The sequence below is a fragment of the Chroococcidiopsis cubana SAG 39.79 genome (genome assembly GCF_003991895.1).
Lineage (GTDB): Bacteria > Cyanobacteriota > Cyanobacteriia > Cyanobacteriales > Chroococcidiopsidaceae > Chroococcidiopsis > Chroococcidiopsis thermalis.
In genome coordinates, this window is sequence record NZ_RSCK01000005.1 from 135,126 (window position 1) to 154,662 (window position 19,537).

At 46.6% G+C, this 19,537-nt stretch carries 11 protein-coding genes; 8 read left to right on the plus strand and 3 right to left on the minus strand.

Annotation, left to right across the window (positions count from 1 at the left end; translation table 11 throughout):
* Positions 1–253: 253 nt before the first annotated feature.
* The 4 genes from DSM107010_RS05300 to DSM107010_RS05315 all read left to right on the plus strand — a co-directional run bounded on the left by DSM107010_RS05300 (position 254) and on the right by DSM107010_RS05315 (position 4,005).
* Entirely contained in the window at positions 254–1,891 is a 1,638-nt protein-coding gene (locus tag DSM107010_RS05300) for a helicase C-terminal domain-containing protein (RefSeq protein WP_106168094.1), read from the plus strand.
* A 170-nt stretch (positions 1,892–2,061) separates the two neighbouring features.
* A complete protein-coding gene (locus tag DSM107010_RS05305; RefSeq protein ID WP_106168095.1) occupies positions 2,062–2,277 on the plus strand; it encodes a DUF2839 domain-containing protein in 216 nt (71 codons plus the stop codon).
* A gap of 433 nt (positions 2,278–2,710) precedes the next feature.
* Entirely contained in the window at positions 2,711–3,055 is a 345-nt protein-coding gene (locus DSM107010_RS05310) for a DUF1815 family protein (protein WP_015154611.1), read from the plus strand.
* 173 nt (positions 3,056–3,228) lie between these two features.
* A complete protein-coding gene (locus DSM107010_RS05315) occupies positions 3,229–4,005 on the plus strand; it encodes an MBL fold metallo-hydrolase (RefSeq protein ID WP_106168096.1) in 777 nt (258 codons plus the stop codon).
* 99 nt (positions 4,006–4,104) lie between these two features.
* On the opposite strand, the gene ftsZ is transcribed toward DSM107010_RS05315, so the two are convergent.
* The gene (gene ftsZ / locus DSM107010_RS05320; protein ID WP_015154609.1) at positions 4,105–5,370 is read right to left on the minus strand and encodes a cell division protein FtsZ; all 1,266 of its coding nucleotides are present in this window, start codon (positions 5,368–5,370) and stop codon (positions 4,105–4,107) included.
* Between the two features lie 916 nt (positions 5,371–6,286).
* A complete protein-coding gene (locus DSM107010_RS05330) occupies positions 6,287–7,117 on the minus strand; it encodes a cell division protein FtsQ/DivIB (protein ID WP_015154606.1) in 831 nt (276 codons plus the stop codon).
* A 204-nt stretch (positions 7,118–7,321) separates the two neighbouring features.
* Between DSM107010_RS05330 and aroC the strand changes: the two genes are divergently transcribed.
* Positions 7,322–8,413 (plus strand): chorismate synthase, encoded by a 1,092-nt coding sequence (aroC, locus tag DSM107010_RS05335; RefSeq protein ID WP_106168097.1) that lies wholly within the window; start codon positions 7,322–7,324, stop codon positions 8,411–8,413.
* 69 nt (positions 8,414–8,482) lie between these two features.
* On the opposite strand, the gene DSM107010_RS05340 is transcribed toward aroC, so the two are convergent.
* Positions 8,483–9,016: a vitamin K epoxide reductase family protein gene (locus tag DSM107010_RS05340; RefSeq protein ID WP_127022542.1), complete on the minus strand. Its 534-nt coding sequence runs from the start codon at positions 9,014–9,016 to the stop codon at positions 8,483–8,485.
* 291 nt (positions 9,017–9,307) lie between these two features.
* Between DSM107010_RS05340 and DSM107010_RS05345 the strand changes: the two genes are divergently transcribed.
* From DSM107010_RS05345 to DSM107010_RS39400, 3 genes are all read left to right on the plus strand, one after another.
* Positions 9,308–12,742, plus strand: a complete 3,435-nt coding sequence (locus DSM107010_RS05345) for a non-ribosomal peptide synthetase (RefSeq protein ID WP_127022514.1) — start codon at positions 9,308–9,310, stop codon at positions 12,740–12,742.
* Positions 12,739–17,742 (plus strand): non-ribosomal peptide synthetase, encoded by a 5,004-nt coding sequence (locus tag DSM107010_RS05350; protein ID WP_127022517.1) that lies wholly within the window; start codon positions 12,739–12,741, stop codon positions 17,740–17,742. Before DSM107010_RS05345 ends, DSM107010_RS05350 begins: the two co-directional genes overlap by 4 nt.
* Positions 17,739–19,537, plus strand: a 1,799-nt coding sequence (locus DSM107010_RS39400; RefSeq protein ID WP_199755410.1) for a condensation domain-containing protein, incomplete at its 3' end; no start/stop codon positions are given. The genes DSM107010_RS05350 and DSM107010_RS39400, both read left to right, overlap by 4 nt.

The following is a 19,537-nucleotide window of genomic DNA, read 5'->3' on the forward strand; positions in this document are numbered from 1 at the left end:
AGCGTGACCTTGTGCTACCTTGCGCTTCCTCATCTCTCTTTTCTCCCTAGTCCTCTAGTCCCCCTAGTCCCCCTTGTCCTCCTTATCCCCCTCGCTCCTCGCTCCTCGCTCCTCAAAAGTTAGTAAAATAAAAGACTCTGAGGGTAAAACCTTCAATCCAGTCGTTGGAGAACAGACAACAAGCAGCTAACAAATACATAATAGGACTGGAATCGGGATGATAACTTCGCGCTAGGTAGAGAATTAGAAGTCAGTGATTGAAGTAGAGGTACATTATTCCCTGCACAACTTCCTGCGATCGCAGGCGGAGGCTGCATGGTCGCATCATTTGACGATGGCGCGACTCGTAGCTAGAGCTTTGCGGCTCGGACGTAGTGCTTTGATTCAGGTGGGTGCTGGTTGCGGCTATCAGGGACGTTATCGCCTGAGCTATCTAGCGCCAGCTCTACTTTGGCAATCTCCGGCGGTGATAGTAGCAACAGAGGAAGTGCAACAGCGTCTGTTGCGAGTAGAAATTCCGCCTCTACAGCAATGGCTGCAAACGAATAAAAGTATTATCGTCGGCGATCGCTGGATTCATCCCGATTTTCAAGGTATTTTACTCATTACCCCTGCGGCTTGGCTGCAAGCTCAATGGGCGGGAACGGGCGATTTTCCGCCCAACATTCCGACACTAATTGATGGGGTGGACGATTTAGAAGACTGGGCGCGATCGCAACTAACTGTTAGCATTCATCCTGGTAATTGGGACGAATTGATGCTGGCTTATCCCGATCGGGCGGAAGTGATTCGGGAAGCGCGAGTCCAACTGACAAAAGCCGTCTTCCGACATCCAGCCAACCCATACGAGTGCTATCTCGTCTCCCCAGCAGAGCGGAATATTCTGGAAAGCCTGTTTACCAGGCTAGGAGATAAGGAAGACAAGGGAGACAAGGGAGACAAGGTAGGATTGAATTCTGACTTCCGACTCCCGATTCCCGACTACGCAGCTAATGTCGGCGAAGACGCTTCGCCGCCCGCTGCTTCCCAACTCCCGAATTCTCTCTCTTTACCGAAGAATTGGTATTTGTTCCAACAGCGATCGCAAACACCAGACTGCTTGTTGTGGATGAGCCTAAACCGCTCTCAAGGCTTATTTTCACTCTACTGCGCTCCCGCAGAGGTGGCTTCGGCTCTTGCACCAATTTGGACTCGACAGCCTGTAGTCTTCATGGGTAGTGCCTTAGATCGAGAAACAGAGGCTACGACTTATCGCAAGCGCTTGGGTTTACCAGAAGAACTGACTTGTTTGAAGTTTGCTGGCGATCGCCACAACGAATCAATTCAACTCTACACGCCAGAACGCTTTCCTTTACCCAATACCCCCCAATATCAACCCGCTTTGATGCGGGAAATTTATGCTTTGATTGGTGCGACGGTATCGCCAGGATTAACAATGATTTTAGTTGGTGATTTGCCTTTAAAACAGCAAATCGGGGCGCAATTAGCCGCAGAGTTTGGTTCGCGGGTACAGGTAGAAAAAATGAGTTTGGATGAGAATAGCATTCTCGTCAGCGGTTGGGACTTTTGGCAGCAGCATCAAGGTATCTTGCCAGTACCGCAACTCACGATTATTACAACATTACCCATACCATCTCTAGAGCATCCAATTGTGGCGGGTCGAGTCGAATACTATAAGCGATCGCGTCAAGACTGGTTTGCCCTTTATCTATTGCCTGCGGCTTTAAATCAATTACAACGGGCGCTCGCGCCTATGCGCGAGCGTCAAGGAGTCGTAGCTTTACTAGATAGTCGCGTATTACACCGCAGTTACGGACAGCAGGTACTTGCAGCTCTTAGCCCTGCCGCTAGATGTAATTATTTAGATGCTAGTTTGTTTGCAAAAGATTAGGGAGTCGGGAAGCGGGTGGAGGCGGAGGTGTCCTCCGCATCGGAACCGCGTAGTCGGGAGTGGTAACAATTTGGATTTATTTCTTCTGAGTTCTGAGTTCTGAGTTCTGGCTTGTAACATACGATATGATTCAGAAATAAGGGGTTTATAGCTTGGAATGGAAGTAGATTATGGGAGAAGCAAAGCGTCGTAAAGCTGCGTTGGGAGATAAGTACGGTCAAGAAGCACAAATCTTTCCCTGGTTTCCCGTGACTAAGAGTCAAGCACAGAAACTTACGCAGTGGAGTACCCGCATTAGTTGGATTGGTATTGGACTATTAGTTGCTTCCTGGGTCACAATTCGATTTATTGGACCCGCCTTTGGTTGGTGGCAAACTGTTGATTAGAATACAAGTAGTAACTCACTCCTGAGACCGAGGAGTGAAACAACTGAATTCAGAGATATTAAGAGGACAGCTAGAGTATTCAGCTAGATCGAGCTAAATACTTAAGTTGTCCTTATAGTTTTCATAATTTATTTCTTTACGATCGCTCGCGAAGTCTTGCCTAGTTTCTAACAGCTATTGCGTCTATTTTTTGGAAGTTGCAGGCATAAATTAGATAATTCAATCTGGAATTTTTCTAAAACAGATTGTTTCAATACCGTAGGAACGGCGCTTTTACTTTAACCTATTCGGTACGTCTAGGAGGCAGATGAATTCGATCGCAAAGAACTGTTACAATCTCTTATTGCGATCGTCAAATTGCAGCAAAAATCTAAAGAAATTCTAAAAAAAATGAAAAAGGTTTACAATTAGATGTGGTGTTTGGAGGAAAAAAGTGTTTCTGAGATTGGCAGAGCAACACCGACAATACGTCCAAGATCTGGTAATGAACCTCCAAGCCTTGGCGATTGTACTAGAGCGGCGGGGATATCCTGCGTCTTGTTATACTTGCGGCGGACAAATGAGCAGTGCCTCATTTATGGTCAGTTTGGCAGATAATCATCTGATTCGGTTTTTGGTGTCCGATTACGGCATTACCTGGACTGAAATGAGAGACGATCGCGAACTCATGAAGTTGGAGGGTGCAGAGGCAATTAGTCAGTTACAAGAACTTGCTAATTTAGTCAAAAACTCCATTTCGCCCAGCGACTTGCCGAAGCTGATAACAAAGCGAGCGTGAAGAATTCGGAATTCGACGCGGCTTTAATGACGAGGAAACCTCGTCATCCGCCTGCTTGACTTCGGAATTCGGAATTAACTAGTCAGCGATCGTAGTGGTTGTTGGTAATTGATTGTTAGTTAGCAGCGTTTAATAATTGATAACTGATAACTGATAACTGATAACTATGAAGTATGAAACTGACTAGAATCGATTTAAATAGCTGGTTATTAGAAATTGCTGGGCTGAGAGTGCTGATCGATCCGTGGCTGATCGATCCGCTAGTTTTTTATGGGCAACCTTGGCTATTTTCCGCGACTCATCTCAAGCCACCAGCATACAACCCGACTACGCTGCCAAACATAGATTTAATTTTAATTTCTCAAGGGTTGGACGATCACTGCCACAAACCCACGTTAGAACAATTAGATCGTCAGATTCCGGTGGTAGGTTCGCCTACAGCAGCGAAAATTGTTCAGGGCTTAGGTTACACTGACGTTCGTTCTCTGATACCGGGACAAACTAACACTTTTGGCAAGTTGAGAATCACCGCCGTTACAGGCGCACCAATTCAAGGTCAAGTAGAAAATGGCTATTTCCTCAAAGACGTGGAGAGTGGGGAAACAGTTTACTACGAGCCTCATTGGTTCCAGTCCGAGAAAGTTACAGCTCAATTTCAAGGTAGGCTAGATGTAGCGATCGCCCCGATTATCGGACAGGTATTTCCACTGCTGGGACAGGTGATTATGGGATCGACAGAGGCAATGCATTTGATTCAAACTTTGCATCCCCGCGTTTTCGTTCCTACATCTTTAGGCGAGATCGAAGCTCGGGGAATTTTGCCGATGTTAATTCGATCGATTGGTAGTGTAGAAGAATTTAGCGATCGCCTAGCAGCTTCTGGCTCTAAAACTCAATTACTTCTACCTGCTGCTGGGGAAACTTTGGCAATCGAACCAATTAAATTGTAGATGTAGTTTCCTGAAACGGCACGCCGATAGGGGCGCACAGCTGTGTACCCCTACCAAGAAGAATATATTCGATCCATAGAAAAACAATCGCGCTTCCCATCAACGTGAAGGTCGCCGCCGTTGCAAAAACTCGGGAATATCCAAGCCAGGTTTTTCTTTGTTGTCATTAGCTGATGGCGTTGACGGCGCTGGTGCTGTTGGGGATTTTTTAGCAATTGGTATACCTGGAGTCGGGGTAGTTGGTTGAGAATCAGCTTGATTGAATCCGGTAGCAATGACAGTGATTTTCATTTCCCCTTGTAGTTTGTCATCAATCACTGCACCAAAAATGATATTAGCATTGGGATCGACGACTTCATAAATCGTATCTGCTGCCATATTCACCTCATGCAGCGTCATATCGCTGCCACCAGTAATATTAATGACGACTCCTTTTGCTCCTTCAATTGACGACTCTAGTAAAGGAGAAGAAATAGCTGCGTTTGCTGCTTCTCTAGCACGGGTTTTACCAGAGCCGGTGCCGATCCCCATTAGTGCCGATCCCGCATCTGCCATGACTGCTTTCACGTCGGCAAAATCTACATTCACTAACCCAGGGATCGTGATAATATCGGAGATTCCTTGTACCCCTTGACGCAGAACTTCATCAGCAGTCAGAAACGCATCTCGCAACGCGGTCTGCTCGGAGATTACCGATAGCAGTTTATCGTTGGGGATCAGAATCATCGTATCAACTCGGTCTTTCAGTGCGTCTATCCCTTGGTGGGCTTGGTTAGCACGGCGACGACCTTCAAAACCAAAAGGACGGGTGACAACGCCTACAGTTAAAATACCCTTTTCCTTGGCGATTTCCGCCACAGTTGGTGCCGCACCTGTACCAGTACCGCCTCCCATCCCAGCGGTGATAAATACTAGGTCTGCTTCTCCTATAGCGTTAGCAATTTCATCTCGCGACTCCTCTGCCGCTTTCTCTCCCATTGCTGGATTGCCACCTGCTCCTAGTCCTCGCGTCAGCTTTTGTCCGATCTGTAGCTTTCTAGGTGCAGCGCTATGGGTCAGCGCCTGAGCATCAGTATTAATTGACCAAAACTCTACACCAGTAACCCCACTCTCAATCATTCGATTGACAGCATTGCCACCACCGCCACCGACACCGATTACTTTGATATTCGCTACCCGACTCGGAAGAATATTGCTATCGCTCAAGTTGTCCTCCCCAGTAGCAACTTCCCTGATGTAGTTTTGTCCGAGATGCAGCCCTGTACTGTTAAAGTCCCCAGTCGAATTCATGCCTAATGGAAAATCCGACCGCCCTGGAGATTGGGAGGTTTTAAGGGTAACGTCTATTTTACTGTTAAGTGTCATTGGAATCTAGGTGTGTACGAACAACTTTTTTTAAGCGTGACAATTTGGATAAGAGTTCACTATAGGTTTTTTTCCTATGGCTTATCCTCGGCAATTTCAGTTAAGGCATCGATGCTAACCCGACTTTGGCAGCGAACGGGCGAGCCTACTGCTGTTTTCAAGAGATTAGATAATTGGATGCACTATAGTTAACTTGAAATTGTTCTGTATAAACTGCTCGATCTGATACAAAGCAATTGCGACTGCTGATTTCTCGCTGCAAAGTTGTTTTAACTGAGGCTGCGGCAATTGTTGGCATCTCTAAAGCTGTCTCCTTTGTCTAGAACAAATGGTAAATAACACCGTATATTTTTACGCGATTGAGCAATAAACCGAATGCAATGCTTGTATTTCTTAATTTTTTAACAAAATCGAAGTTTTTTCGGAGATTTTGCTGATATCAGCAAATTTTTTCCTTACCTTTTTGCAAAAAAATCCAGTTATTCCACCGCGATCGCGGTGGAATGACTGAACTCTAGCCAGTAAAATCAATCTTTTTCATACTTGCCCCTATCTGATCGATACATTTTGTGACAGCGAGCGAATAAACTCGCGAATGACATCAGTTTTGGTTCTTTGGTGCTTTTTGCAGTATTGCTCCAATATAGACATCTCTGTGGTGGGAATTCTAATACTTAAGTGATTTTCTGACATAGGTGCTGCAACTTGCGCTACTCCGCAAGCAAGGTAATGCCTGCACCCATGTACATTCAAGCGTGATTCTACTGACAAGTTACAATAAGCTTGTCGATGACTCCAATTTACCTCAGTATAATTACAGAGGATGTCCAAATATATTTAAGTTGTTTATACATATTTCATACATGTTTAAAAAACTTCTAATATATAGCATCAAATCATCTCATAAAAGTGGAAATTACTGTAGATTACTTTTGATTATTTTTGGATTTGTCGGTACGTTCTGGACTGGGCTTGCTTCAGTTTCTTTTTGATACATTTGTACTAAAGGAGCGGCAGGATTTTTCAAGTCTATATAGTCAATTTGGCGAGAATTAATTTGAGTTGAAATCGGACTCATTTGAGCCAAAACATGAAGTTGTTTGGTTAATCGTTCGCTGTAAGGACCGAGGTGGACGGTTCCTAATTCAGTTTTGAGAATGAGATTGCTTGGATCTTGACAATCAATTTCCAAAACTTCAATCCCACTTTGACCGATTTTTTGATAGAGGGAACTCCAGTAAGCGCGATAAGTCTCTGGCGAACCCAAAACTTTTAATTGAGGCTTAAGACGCTGCCGAACTTGGGCAGGGTAAGATTCAAATGGAATCCACGCGCCCCGCGAGTCGAGAAAGCCAACAGATGCTTTGGAGTAGGGTGTGGAACTATTGGGAATCAAACGGGCGATCGCTACAGCTACAGGCGTGCGTTCTTGCACTTGGACGACTAAACTAGGAGGAAAGAGTCGGCGAGCCACCTTAGCATCAGCAATTGGAGGGTAGGATTCCAAAGTTTGAGCGATCGCCATTGGCGAAATTTGCAGCAGCGATTGAGGATATGCTAGAGCGAGGCGCGAAAGAATAACTGGCTTAGATAACAAACTGTTACCTTCAATCGCCACTTGTCGATTGTCGCGTAACACCCAACTAGGTCGCGTCATTGCCCAAATTGTAATAGCCAAAAGCCCCGATAGAGATAGTGTCTGCCAAATAGCCTTTAGTACCTGCCCAAAATCGCGGTTTCGTCTCATTTCGCTCTCCCTGTCAACTCGCGCTGACATATTAGCGCAAGTTAGTGAGTAGTGAGTAGTGGCTAGTGGCTAGCATCTGAGTCTTCATCTAGTCACCAGTCACCAGCCACTAATCACCGATCGCTGATAACTGAAAAAGAATCCCCTACATCTAAAGCTTCAGAATGTGATACAAAAATCAACAGTTCCTCACAACACAGCATCATGGGCAATACCTTCGGACATTTATTTCGGGTGACGACTTTTGGCGAATCGCACGGTGGCGGTGTGGGAGTCGTCATTGATGGATGTCCACCACGCTTGGAGATTTCCGTGGAGGAAATTCAGTGGGAACTCGATCGCCGGCGACCAGGGCAAAGTAAAATTACCACACCCCGTAAAGAAGCTGATAGCTGCGAAATTTTGTCGGGGATATTTGAGGGAAAAACACTAGGGACACCAATCTCGATTTTGGTGCGCAACAAAGATACCCGTCCCCAAGATTATGACGAGATGCAACAAAAGTATCGCCCTTCCCATGCCGATGCTACCTATGATGCTAAATACGGGATTCGTAACTGGCAAGGCGGGGGACGTTCTTCAGCTAGAGAGACAATTGGCAGAGTTGCAGCAGGGGCGATCGCTAAAAAAATCTTACATCAAGTTGCTGGGGTAGAAGTTGTTGCTTATGTTAAGCGCATCAAAGACATAGAAGGCATTGTCGATCCCAGCAGCGTAACTCTAGAACAGGTAGAAAGTAACATTGTCCGCTGTCCCGATCCCGAATGTGCCGATCGCATGATTGAATTGATCGAGCAGATTGGCAGACAAGGCGATTCTGTCGGTGGTGTTGTCGAGTGCGTAACGCGCAACGTACCTAGAGGTTTGGGTTCTCCAGTATTTGACAAACTAGAAGCAGATTTAGCGAAAGCTGTCATGTCTTTACCCGCTACCAAAGGCTTTGAAATTGGCTCTGGGTTTGCGGGAACTCTGATGACAGGTAGCGAACACAACGACGAATACTATACAGATGAAAATGGAGAAATTCGCACTGTTACCAACCGTTCTGGTGGGGTACAAGGAGGAATTTCTAACGGTGAGAATATTATTTTGCGAATTGCTTTTAAACCAACAGCGACAATTCGGAAGGAACAAAAGACAGTCACAAATGCAGGGGAAGAGACACTATTAGCTGCCAAAGGTAGACACGATCCCTGCGTGTTGCCCAGAGCTGTACCGATGGTAGAGGCAATGGTAGCTTTAGTACTATGCGATCATTTACTGCGGCATCAAGGTCAATGTAGCGTATTAAGTTAACAAAAGTCAAAAGTCAAAAGTCAAAAGTCAAGATTGACCGATGACCGATGACCGATGACCAATGACAAATTATCGCGTGTTACTTGCTTTTACATCCTCGCGACGACCGAGTAGAGTTCGAGTAGCAGCCATAACTTCTGGTGCGGCAAGTATTATCGATACAAGCGAACAAAATGTTGCTACCTGGCAATATTCACAAAGTGCCTTGTTCTCATTCCATTCTTCCCGCGCTAGTTCGAGCGAAAGAACTCCATCGAATAAGAGCTTAACGCCCATTGCGATCGGTAATATAGGATTGCGTCTGGCGCGGTCTATACCCCCAGCAGAAGCTATCCAGGCTGTGAGGGCGTAATTAAGTGTCATTAGGGGTCCATCGGGCGAATTGAAGCGACTGTAGGCATAATTAGAAGCATCTACACGGTCTGCATCAAAAAGCTGCTGTCCTGGAGGATCGGGTAAATGGCTAACGACTCCAGTTTGGTAGAGTGTAACAAGTTGTCCCATCGCACCGCCCACTGTAGATAAACCAATAATCCAGCGCCGACGAGTCATATCGGGGCTTTGTCTTTTACGCAGTTCTTGGCTTAGTTGTGTTGGTTCCATATGGACGCGATCCTCGGCAAATAAATTGCTTCCCATTCTCAGCAAGTAACTTGGTGCGTACCACATACCATAGAGATAGTTATTATCAGATAGCAATTTTATCTCTCAAGCTCCGTTTTTTATCTCTCAAGCTCCGTTTCTCACGTTATATTTGAGCGCGTATTCTTGCAGTCATGATAGCTTTTGTTAAAGAAGCTGCATGAAATCACTCTATCTCTATCTCAGTGCAGATAAATTTTATACTCCATCTTTGTTAGATAGAGTCAGCCGATCGCGCAGGCAGATTCGTCAATGACTTCAATAGGATCGCTCGATAACATTTCTGAGGAAGTCTTTGTTTTTCCGGCATCGTTTGCACAACAACGGCTTTGGTTTCTCGATCGCCTATTTCCTGGTACTTCGTTCTATAATGTGCCGACGACGGTTCGTCTATCGGGCGTGCTTGACTTAAAAGCGTTGGAAGAAAGCTTTCATGAAATTGTCCGCCGTCACGAAATATTGCGTACCAACTTCGGAGTGCAAGAGGGGCAACCCGTACAACTAATTACGTCCCATTCAAAGGTATTTCTTAAGATATCCGATTTACAGCAGTTGCCTGCAAGCGAACGAGAAGCAGCAGCGCAACAGGCGATCGCGCGGGAGATCCAGCAGCCTTTTAACCTGGATCGAGATTCTCTGCTGCGAGTAACGCTGCTACAACTAGACGAGTCAGAGTATGTTTTGGTCATCAATCTGCACCACATCGTTTTTGATGAGTGGTCGATCGCGATCCTAATTCGAGAACTAGAATTGCTTTACTCTGCTTTTAGTACGGGTAAACCTTCCCCTTTGCCCGAACTGTCAATTCAATATGCTGACTTTGCCCACTGGCAACGACAATGGTTGCAAGGGGAAGTGCTAGAATCGCAACTATCTTACTGGCGATCGCAGTTACACAATTTATCCGTTCTAGAGTTCGAGAGCAATCGTTGCCGTCCAAAAGAACGAGGCGATCGGGGAGCAATTAAGTTACTAGAGTTGCCACAAGACTTTTCTCAAGCACTTTTGGCACTGAGTCATCAAGAAGGCGTAACGCTGTTCATGACATTACTAGCAGCGTTCCAAGTCTTGTTATATCGCTATACAGGACAGACCGATATAGCTGTAGGATCGCCAATTGCCAATCGCAATCGGCGGGAATTAGAGGATTTAATTGGCTTTTTTGCCAATAGTTTAGTTCTACGAACCGATCTCTCAGGTAATCCCAGCTTTCGCGAGTTGCTGGCGAGAGTGCGACAGGTGACGGTAGAAGCCTACGCTCATCAAGATTCACCCTTTGAGAAGTTAGTAGAAGAGTTGCACCCAGAACGTCAAGGAAGCCGCAACCCATTGTTTCAAGTGGTATTTGCGCTGCAAAACGCACCTATAGAACAGCTAACGCTACCTGAACTCTCGCTCTCTTCCTTCAAAGTGGAAACAACAACCGCTCGGTTCGATCTAGAGTTTTATCTATGGGAGTGCGCCGAAAACTTTAGGAGTTTGTGGGGCGACGGGTGGCAGCAGTCGGAAGGATTGCGTGGTGTTTTAGTTTACAACACCGAGCTGTTTGAGCCAAGTGCGATCGCCCGGATGCTAACTCATTTCCAAATGTTATTAACTGGAGTAGTTACCGATCCCGACACAAATTTAGCAGATCTACCGATTTTGAGCGCCGCAGAGCAGCATCAATTAGTAGAGTGGAATCAAACTGGACGTAGTTATCCAAAGCGCGGCATTCACCAATTGTTTGAACTTCAGGTAGAACAAAGTCCAAATGCTATTGCAGTAAGTTTTGGCGATAGACAATATACCTATCATGAGTTGAATAGTGGTAGCAACCAACTGGCACATTATCTGCGAAAACTAGGTGTAGGTTGCGAAACGCTGGTAGGTATCTGCATGGAACCTTCTCCAATGGCGATCGCTTCTTTGCTAGGTATCCTCAAAGCCGGAGCAGCTTACGTTCCTCTAGATCCAACTTATCCCCCCGAACGGTTGCAGTTCATGTTGGAAGATGCTCAAGTATCTGTACTAGTGACGCAACAAGCATTAGCCCCCCTTTTTAAGCTCAGTTGGGGGGATCGAAATTTAAAAGTTGTTTGTTTAGAAAAGGATTGGGAAGCGATCGCGCAAGAAAGCGAGCAGAACCCAAGCGATCGAACAACCGTAGATCGCCTTGCCTACGTAATTTATACTTCTGGCTCGACGGGAATCCCAAAGGGCGTAGCAGTAACTCATCGAGCCGTAAATAGATTAGTATGCAACACCAACTACATCACCTTAGAACCTGGGGATAAAGTCGCTCAATGTGCCAATCTGTCATTTGATGCAGCAACCTTTGAGATTTGGGGCGCACTGCTAAATGGAGCGCAATTAGTGGGGTGCGATCGCGAAGTGATGCTTTCTCCCCAAAAGTTTGCCCAAGCGATTCGACAGCAGGAAATTAGCATCCTGTTTTTGACAACCGCTTTATTCAATCAAATGGCGCGAGAAGTACCCGACTGTTTTCGTTCGCTGCGCTACTTGCTATTTGGGGGTGAAGCAGTTGATGTCAGGTGGGTAAAAGCAGTCAAGCAGCACGGCGCACCCGCACATTTGCTGCACGTATATGGACCGACTGAAAACACTACATTTACTTCCTGGTATGAAGTGCAAGACATACCAGAAGCAGCAACATCAATTCCGATCGGTCGTCCCGTTGCTAGCACTCAAATCTACCTGCTGGATACTCACCTAAACCCCGTACCTGTTGGCGTTACCGGAGAAATTTACATTGGTGGCGATGGATTAGCAAAAGAATATTTGAATCGTCCTCAGTTGACGGCTGAACGATTTATTGGTCAAGGGAGCAGGGAGTCGGGAGGAAGAGAGCTGAGGAAGCTGAGGGAGCTGAGGAAGCTGAGGAAGCAAAAAAACACGCACCACTCAATTACCAATTACCAATTACCAATTACCGATACCCGCTTGTACAAAACCGGAGATCTCGCCCGCTATCTTCCCGATGGTAATCTCGAATTTGTTGGTCGTACTGACGCGCAAATTAAGTTGCGGGGTTTTCGGATTGAGTTGGGCGAGATTGAAACAGTCTTGAAGCAGTATCCGAGTGTAGAAGAAACTGTTGTTGTGGTGCGGGAGGATGGGAGTAGCGATCGCCGTTTGGTTGCTTACATCGTTCTCAACACGAAGAGATCCCCCCAACCCCCCTTTTTAAGGGGGGCTAGCGAATTCCTTCTTGAGAAAAAGGGGTTAGGGGGGATCGGCGATCTGCGAAGCTTCCTCAAAACAAAACTGCCAAATTACATGCTGCCTTCCGCTTTTGTAGTCTTGAAGGCTTTGCCACTAACACCTAACGGCAAAGTAGATCGGCAGGCACTTCCCTCACCCGATTTTACTTCTGTCGATCTACCAACCCTTGCACCGCGAACGTCGGTTGAAGCTCAGTTAGCGCAGCTTTGGGCGGAAACTTTGGGACGACAAGTAGGTATAAGCGACGATTTTTTTGAATTGGGCGGACATTCGCTCTTAGCCACGCAATTAGTTTCCCGAATACGCGATCGCCTTGGGGTAGAAGTGCCACTGGGAGTTCTATTTGAAACACCAACGATTGTGGCGATCGCGCAATATATTAATACGCTCCGTGGCGCAGATCGGGTACAAACGGCTGAGGCTGAGACATCCGCTCAAAATCGCGAGGAGGTAGAATTTTGACAAGTATTGAGTTCTTAGCCTACCTACGCTCTTTAGATATTCAGCTTTTCGTTAAGGGAGAAAGCTTGCGCTGTAACGCTCCTGAAGGGGTATTATCCCCCCAGTTACGGGCAAAAATTGTCGATCGCAAATCTGAGCTGATCGCCCTGTTGCACCAGGCAAATGCTCAAATCGATCGCTCTCCTCAGTTGGTAAGAATATCGCGCGATGCCGAAGGCGGTATGCTCTTCGACCATGCTTCGCAAACGCTACGCGACCATCGCTCCCTACCTCTGTCATTCGCTCAGCAGCGATTGTGGTTTTTGGATCGCTTAGTACCTAACAACCCTTTTTACAACATACCTTTTTCAGTTCGGCTGCAAGGGAAACTTGACTATGTAGCTTTAAAGCAAGCTTTTGGGGCGATCGTCGATCGTCACGAAGCCTTGCGTACCAACTTCGTCAAGCTGGACGGGCAACCGGTTCAGATCGTTGCCCAAAAAGTCAATTTATCTCTGCCTGTTGTGGATTTGCGCCATTTACCCCCAAACGAACGACAACTCACAGCCGAGCAAATCGCTACAGAAGAAGCCCAACAGCCATTTAACCTAGCCACCGATCTGCTACTACGAGTGAAATTGTTGCAGTTAGATGCAGCTGAATACGTCCTGTTGCTAAATCTGCACCACATTGTTGCCGATGGTTGGTCGCTGGGGGTACTGGTGCGAGAACTGGGATTACTCTACACCGCTAAGAGTGAAAGCAAACCTTATCCATTAGCAGAATTGCCGATCCAGTATGCCGATTTTGCCTATTGGCAACGGCAATGGCTGCAAGGGCAAGTATTGGAGTCGCAACTGTCCTACTGGCGATCGCATCTGGCAGATCTACCGATCCTGAATCTTCCCACTGATAGAACTCGCCCTGCTGTACAAACCTATCGCGGTGCAACACAAAGCCTAAAGTTATCAAAAACTCTCACCCAGTCCCTAGAAGCTTTCAGTCAGCAAGCAGGTGTCACCCTTTTTATGACCTTGCTGGCAGCATTTCAAACGTTGCTACATCGCTATACCGGACAAGAAGATATTGCCGTTGGATCGCCCATAGCTAACCGCAATCATAGCCAATTAGAGCCATTAATTGGTTTTTTTGTCAATAGCCTGGTGCTGCGTGTCGATCTCTCCAACAATCCTACTTTTCGAGAACTACTGGAACGAGTACGGCAAGTGACATTAGGAGCCTATGCCCATCAAGACTTACCTTTTGAGAAGTTAGTAGAAGAGTTGCACCCAGAGCGCGACTTGAGCCGTAACCCTTTGTTTCAAGTCGTCTTTGCGCTTCAAAATGCTCCGATGCAACCCTTGGAGTTACCCGGGCTAATGTTGAACCCGTTGAAGTTTGACGTGTCTACCACGCGATTCGATCTAGAGTTGCATTTGTGGGAGTGCGATCGCGGGTTGAATAATTTGTGGGAAGGATCGGTAGATGGACTGAGTGGTTTCGTAGCATACAACACCGATTTATTTGATGCATCTACGATCGCTCGAATGCTAGCTCACTTCCAAGCATTGTTAGAAGGCATAGTTACCAATCCCGATACACGCATCGCTAACTTACCCCTATTGAGTGCAGCAGAATACCATCAACTATTGGTGGCATGGAATCAAACTAGCTGCGATTATCCAGATTTGTGCATTCATCAATTATTTCAAGCACAAGCAGCAAGAATGCCCGATGCTACTGCGGTTGTTTTGGCAGACGAGCAACTAACTTACCAGGAATTGGATCGACGTGCAAATCAACTAGCGCACTATTTACAACAATTAGGCGTTTCTTCTGAATCTTTAGTAGGAATTTGTCTCGATCGCTCTCTAGAAATGGTAATAGGCATATTGGGCATTTGGAAAGCAGGCGGAGCTTATATTCCCCTCGATCCAAATTATCCCAGCGATCGCCTAAAGTTCATGCTTGACGATACTCAAGTGGCGATCGTGCTAACCCAGAGTTCTTTAGCCCCCCTTTTGAAGGGGGGTTGGGGGGATCGGACTGAGCCTGGAAACGAAGAACCAGAATTAGCCCCCCTTTTGAAGGGGGGTTGGGGGAATCGGACTGAGCCTGGAAACGAAGAACCAGAATTAGCCCCCGTTTTTCAGGAGAGTTGGGGGGATCGTCTAATATGCCTGGATACTGACTGGAAAACCATCGCCACATACGATGATGAAACACCCAACAGCAACGTAACAGCCAATAACCTAGCTTACGTCATCTACACCTCTGGCTCGACCGGAAAACCGAAAGGAGTTTTAGTAGAGCATCGAGGACTATGTAATGTCGTCCACGCTCAAATTCAAGTATTCAAACTACAACCAAAAAATCGGATTCTACAATTTAGCTCCCTCAGTTTTGATGCGTCTGTCTTTGAGATGTTACTAGCGTTTGGGGTTGGCGCTAGCCTTTACATCCCACCCAAAACAGCCCGTTTACCTGGAGCCGAACTAGTTCAGTTCTTGCAAGACAAGGCGATCGATACTACTATTCTCCCCCCTGCGGTTCTAGCAATTTTACCAGCAGCAGAACTGCCCACTCTTCAAACAGTAATTTCTGGCGGTGAAGCTGTTAAACACGAAATCGTGCAGCAATGGGCTGTAGGTCGTCGCTTTTTTAACGCCTACGGACCAACAGAAGCAACAATCTGGGCGACAGTTGCTCAGTTAAGCGCTACTGGTAATAATGACAATAAGCCATCCATTGGTCGTCCCATTTCTAACACCCAAATCTATCTTTTAGATTCTCACCTCCAGCCCGTACCAATTGGAATAGTTGGCGAATTGTACATTAGCGGTGATGGGTTAGCACGGGGCTATTTAAATCGTCCCCAGTTGACGGATGAACGGTTTGTCTGTTTAGGCAGCAGGGAGCAGGGAGTAGGGACGAGCTGGGAGCAGGGAGCAAGGGAGAGTAATAACCAACCACCGATTACCAACTACCAACTACCAATTACCGATCGCCTTTACAAAACCGGAGATCTCGCCCGCTATCTTCCCGATGGCAATCTTGAATTTGTCGATCGCATTGATAATCAGGTAAAAATTCGGGGATTTCGGATTGAATTAGGCGAAATAGAAACACTATTGCTTCAACACCCAACAGTGCGAGAGACTGTGGCGATCGCCCATGAGAATGCTACAGATAAGCGTATAGTCGCCTACATCGTATTGAATCGGGACAGCACTCAGGAACTCCCAAATTTGCAGGACGAGCAGGTTAAGCAATGGCAAAATCTTTACGACCAGACTTATCATCAGCCTGCTACAAATAACGATGCTACTTTCAACATCATAGGCTGGAATAGTAGCTATACAAACCGACCAATTCCAAAAGAGCAAATGCAACAATGGGTGAGCGATCGCACCCAGCAGATTTTGAGTTTGCAGCCTCAGCGGGTATTAGAAATTGGTTGCGGTACGGGTTTATTGCTGTTTCAAATTGCGCCACACTGTACTCAGTATTGGGGAACTGATTTCTCATCTGCATCCATTGAATACATCGAGCAACAGTTAGCAACTCAACCATTGCCTCAAGTAAAGTTACTTCAGAGGATGGCAACTAACTTTGAAGGTCTAGAGGCAAATAGCTTTGATGCAGTGATTCTTAATTCGATCGTGCAGTACTTTCCTAGCATAGATTATCTCCTGCAAGTGCTGGAACAAGCAATTCACACTGTTGCCCCTGGTGGCTTTGTCTTTATTGGAGATGTACGGAGTCTACCCTTGTTGTCAGCTTTTCATGCTGCGGTTCAATTGGAGCGGGCAGATAATACCGCGAGTCGAGAGCATCTGCAACAGCAGGTACAGACGGCGATATTTCAGGAGACGGAACTGGCGATCGATCCTGCTTTCTTTCATGCCTTGAAACAGCACTGGGAACGAATTAGTCATATTCAAGTTCAGCTCACACGCGGTCGATATTGTAATGAATTAACTCAGTTTCGCTACAACGTAATTTTACATATCGAGGCAGATCCCCCCTCGCTCCCCCCTTATCAAGGGAGGTTAGAAAAATCTTCATGCCCCCCTTATCAAGGTGGGTTGGGGGGATCGTCCCAACTGAATTGGACTCAAGACAATGTAAATCTTGCCCAAGTACGCCAGCAACTAGCTGAAAAGCCAGCAGCACTGAGTATTACAAAAATTCCTAATGCCCGTGTCGTAGGAGCAGTCAAAACGGCTCAATGGCTAGTAGAAGGAACGCAAGCACCCAAAACCGCAGGCAAAATGCGTGAAGCATTGGAGCAGGTGACATCGGGTATTGAACCGGAAGATTGGTGGGATTTAGTGGCAGAACTGCCCTATACCGTTGACGTGAGTTGGTCAAATGCAGATAATACGGGATGTTATGATGTGACCTTTCAGCATCAATCCGCCACAAAAAATAGTGCGATATTGCCTTTTCAAGAGCAAGTGAATCTAACTCGTCCTTGGAAAACTTACGCAAACGATCCTTTACAGACACAGTTTGCCCGTCATCTGATTCCCCAACTACGAAGTTACTTAGAGCAAAGTTTGCCCCAGTATGCGATCCCTTCTGCCTTTGTGGTATTAGAAGCACTACCCCTGACACCGAATGGCAAAGTCAACCGTCGCGCACTTCCAGCGCCTGACACGATCCAGCGATGGGGGACTGATGACACGCCGCGATCGCCCATCGAGCAGAAACTTGCGAATATTTGGGCTGAACTGCTAGGACTCAAGCGTGTAGGGATTCACGATAACTTCTTCCAGTTAGGGGGGCATTCGCTGCTAGCAACTCAACTAACTTCCCGTATCCGCGATGCATTCGGTGTAGAGTTACCTTTACGCAACGTGTTTGAGTCACCCCAAGTCGCCCAACTTGCCAAAGCGATCGCCCATTTACAGAGCAACCAGCCGCAACAAACGCCCCAGATTGTTCCTCTTTCTCGCGCTGCTCATCGTCGCTTGCGATCGTCCCTCAACCGCGATACAGAGGAAGGCGATCGTTGAATACCAATCCTGTCTCGAACGCTGAATTTGTCTTTCCGGCATCGTTCGCCCAGCAGCGATTGTGGTTTCTTCACGCCTTAGCGCCTGGAAATCCTTTCTACAACATCTCAGCTGCGATTCGCTTGCACGGACACCTCAACATTACTGCCTTAGAGCAAACATTTAACGAAATCGTGCGCCGTCACGAAGTTTTGCGAACAAGATTTGAAATGTCAGAGGGACAACTGCATCAAGTTGTGGTAGAGAGCGTGAGTGTACCTCTCGCTATTGTAGACTTACGTACTTTACCTGCAAGCGATCGCGAAGCAGCCGCAAGACAACAGGCGATCGCCCTATCTCAGCGCCCCTTTGACCTGAGCGCAGATTTGCTATTACGGTTGACAATTTTTCAATTAGATGCGCTTGAATACATCCTACTATTGAATCTGCACCATATTATTGCCGATGGTTGGTCGATCGGCGTACTGGTACGAGAACTCGGCACGCTCTACACTGCCTTTAGTAGTAATAAATCTTCTCCTCTAGCAGATTTGCCCATTCAATATGCTGACTTCGCTCATTGGCAGCAGGAGTGGTTGCAAGGGGAAGTACTAGAGTCGCAACTGTCGTACTGGCGATCGCAGTTAGACGATCTTGCAGTTTTAAATCTTCCCACTGACAGAGCGCGATCGCCCATTCAAAGCTACAAAGGTGCGACACACAATTTTCAGCTATCAAAAAATCTCACGCAGTTCCTAGAAGCTTTCAGTCAGCAAGCAGGCGTAACTCTGTTTATGACCTTGCTGGCAGCATTTCAAACGTTGCTACATCGCTATACCGGACAAGAAGATATTGCCGTTGGATCGCCCATAGCTAACCGTAACCGCCCTGAAATAGAGCCATTAATCGGCTTTTTTGTCAATAGCCTGGTGCTGCGAACAGATTTATCTGGCAATCCTACCTTTTGGGAATTGTTGGGACGAGTGCGGGAAGTAACGCTAGGAGCCTATGCACATCAAGATTTACCCTTCGAGAAGTTAGTGGAAGAGTTGCGCCCAGAGCGCGACTTGAGCCGACATCCTTTGTTCTCTGTGGCGATCGCACTGCAAAACACGCCGATTACAGCTTTAGAATTACCTGGACTCGCTTTAAGTCAGTTTGAGTTTGACAGGGGTACGAGCAGATTAGATTTAGAGTTTCATTTATGGCAAACTCCAGCAGGATTGCAAGGGCAGATAATTTACAGTACCGATCTATTCGATCGCAGTACGATCGTCCGAATGCTAGGACATTTTCAAACCTTACTCGCAGGAATTGTTGCCGATCCACATCGACGACTAGCAGACTTACCAATTTTGACAGCAGCAGAACGACAGCAGCTATTAGTGGAATGGAATCTTACTCAGCAAGATTACCCGTTGCAGTGCATTCATCAATTATTTGAAGCTCAGGCAGATAAAACGCCAAACGCGATCGCTGTTGTCTATAAAGACGAGCAATTAACTTACCAAGAATTGAACTACCGTAGCAACCAACTTGCCAGCTATTTGCAAACACTTGGAGTTGCGCCAGAAGTCAAAGTTGGTATTTGCGTAGAGCGATCGTTCTTGATGATGGTGGGCATTTTAGGAATTCTGAAAGCTGGCGGAGCCTATGTCCCTTTAGATCCCGCCTATCCCTCAGAACGTCTCAAGTTCATGTTAGAGGATGCCCAAATAACTATCCTACTAACACAACAATCCTTAGCCCCCTCTTCGGAGGATTGGGGGGATCGTCAATCCTTAGCCCCCTCTTCGGAGGATTGGGGGGATCGTCA

Excerpts from the sequence above, each read along its gene's own strand:
- DSM107010_RS05340 (WP_127022542.1), bottom strand. The coding sequence starts at position 9,016 with ATGGAACCAACACAACTAAGCCAAGAACTGCGTAAAAGACAAAGCCCC.
- DSM107010_RS05330 (WP_015154606.1), bottom strand. The coding sequence starts at position 7,117 with ATGAGACGAAACCGCGATTTTGGGCAGGTACTAAAGGCTATTTGGCAG.
- DSM107010_RS05305 (WP_106168095.1), top strand. The coding sequence starts at position 2,062 with ATGGGAGAAGCAAAGCGTCGTAAAGCTGCGTTGGGAGATAAGTACGGT.
- aroC (WP_106168097.1), top strand. The coding sequence starts at position 7,322 with ATGGGCAATACCTTCGGACATTTATTTCGGGTGACGACTTTTGGCGAA.
- ftsZ (WP_015154609.1), bottom strand. The coding sequence starts at position 5,370 with ATGACACTTAACAGTAAAATAGACGTTACCCTTAAAACCTCCCAATCT.
- DSM107010_RS05315 (WP_106168096.1), top strand. The coding sequence starts at position 3,229 with ATGAAACTGACTAGAATCGATTTAAATAGCTGGTTATTAGAAATTGCT.
- DSM107010_RS05345 (WP_127022514.1), top strand. The coding sequence starts at position 9,308 with ATGACTTCAATAGGATCGCTCGATAACATTTCTGAGGAAGTCTTTGTT.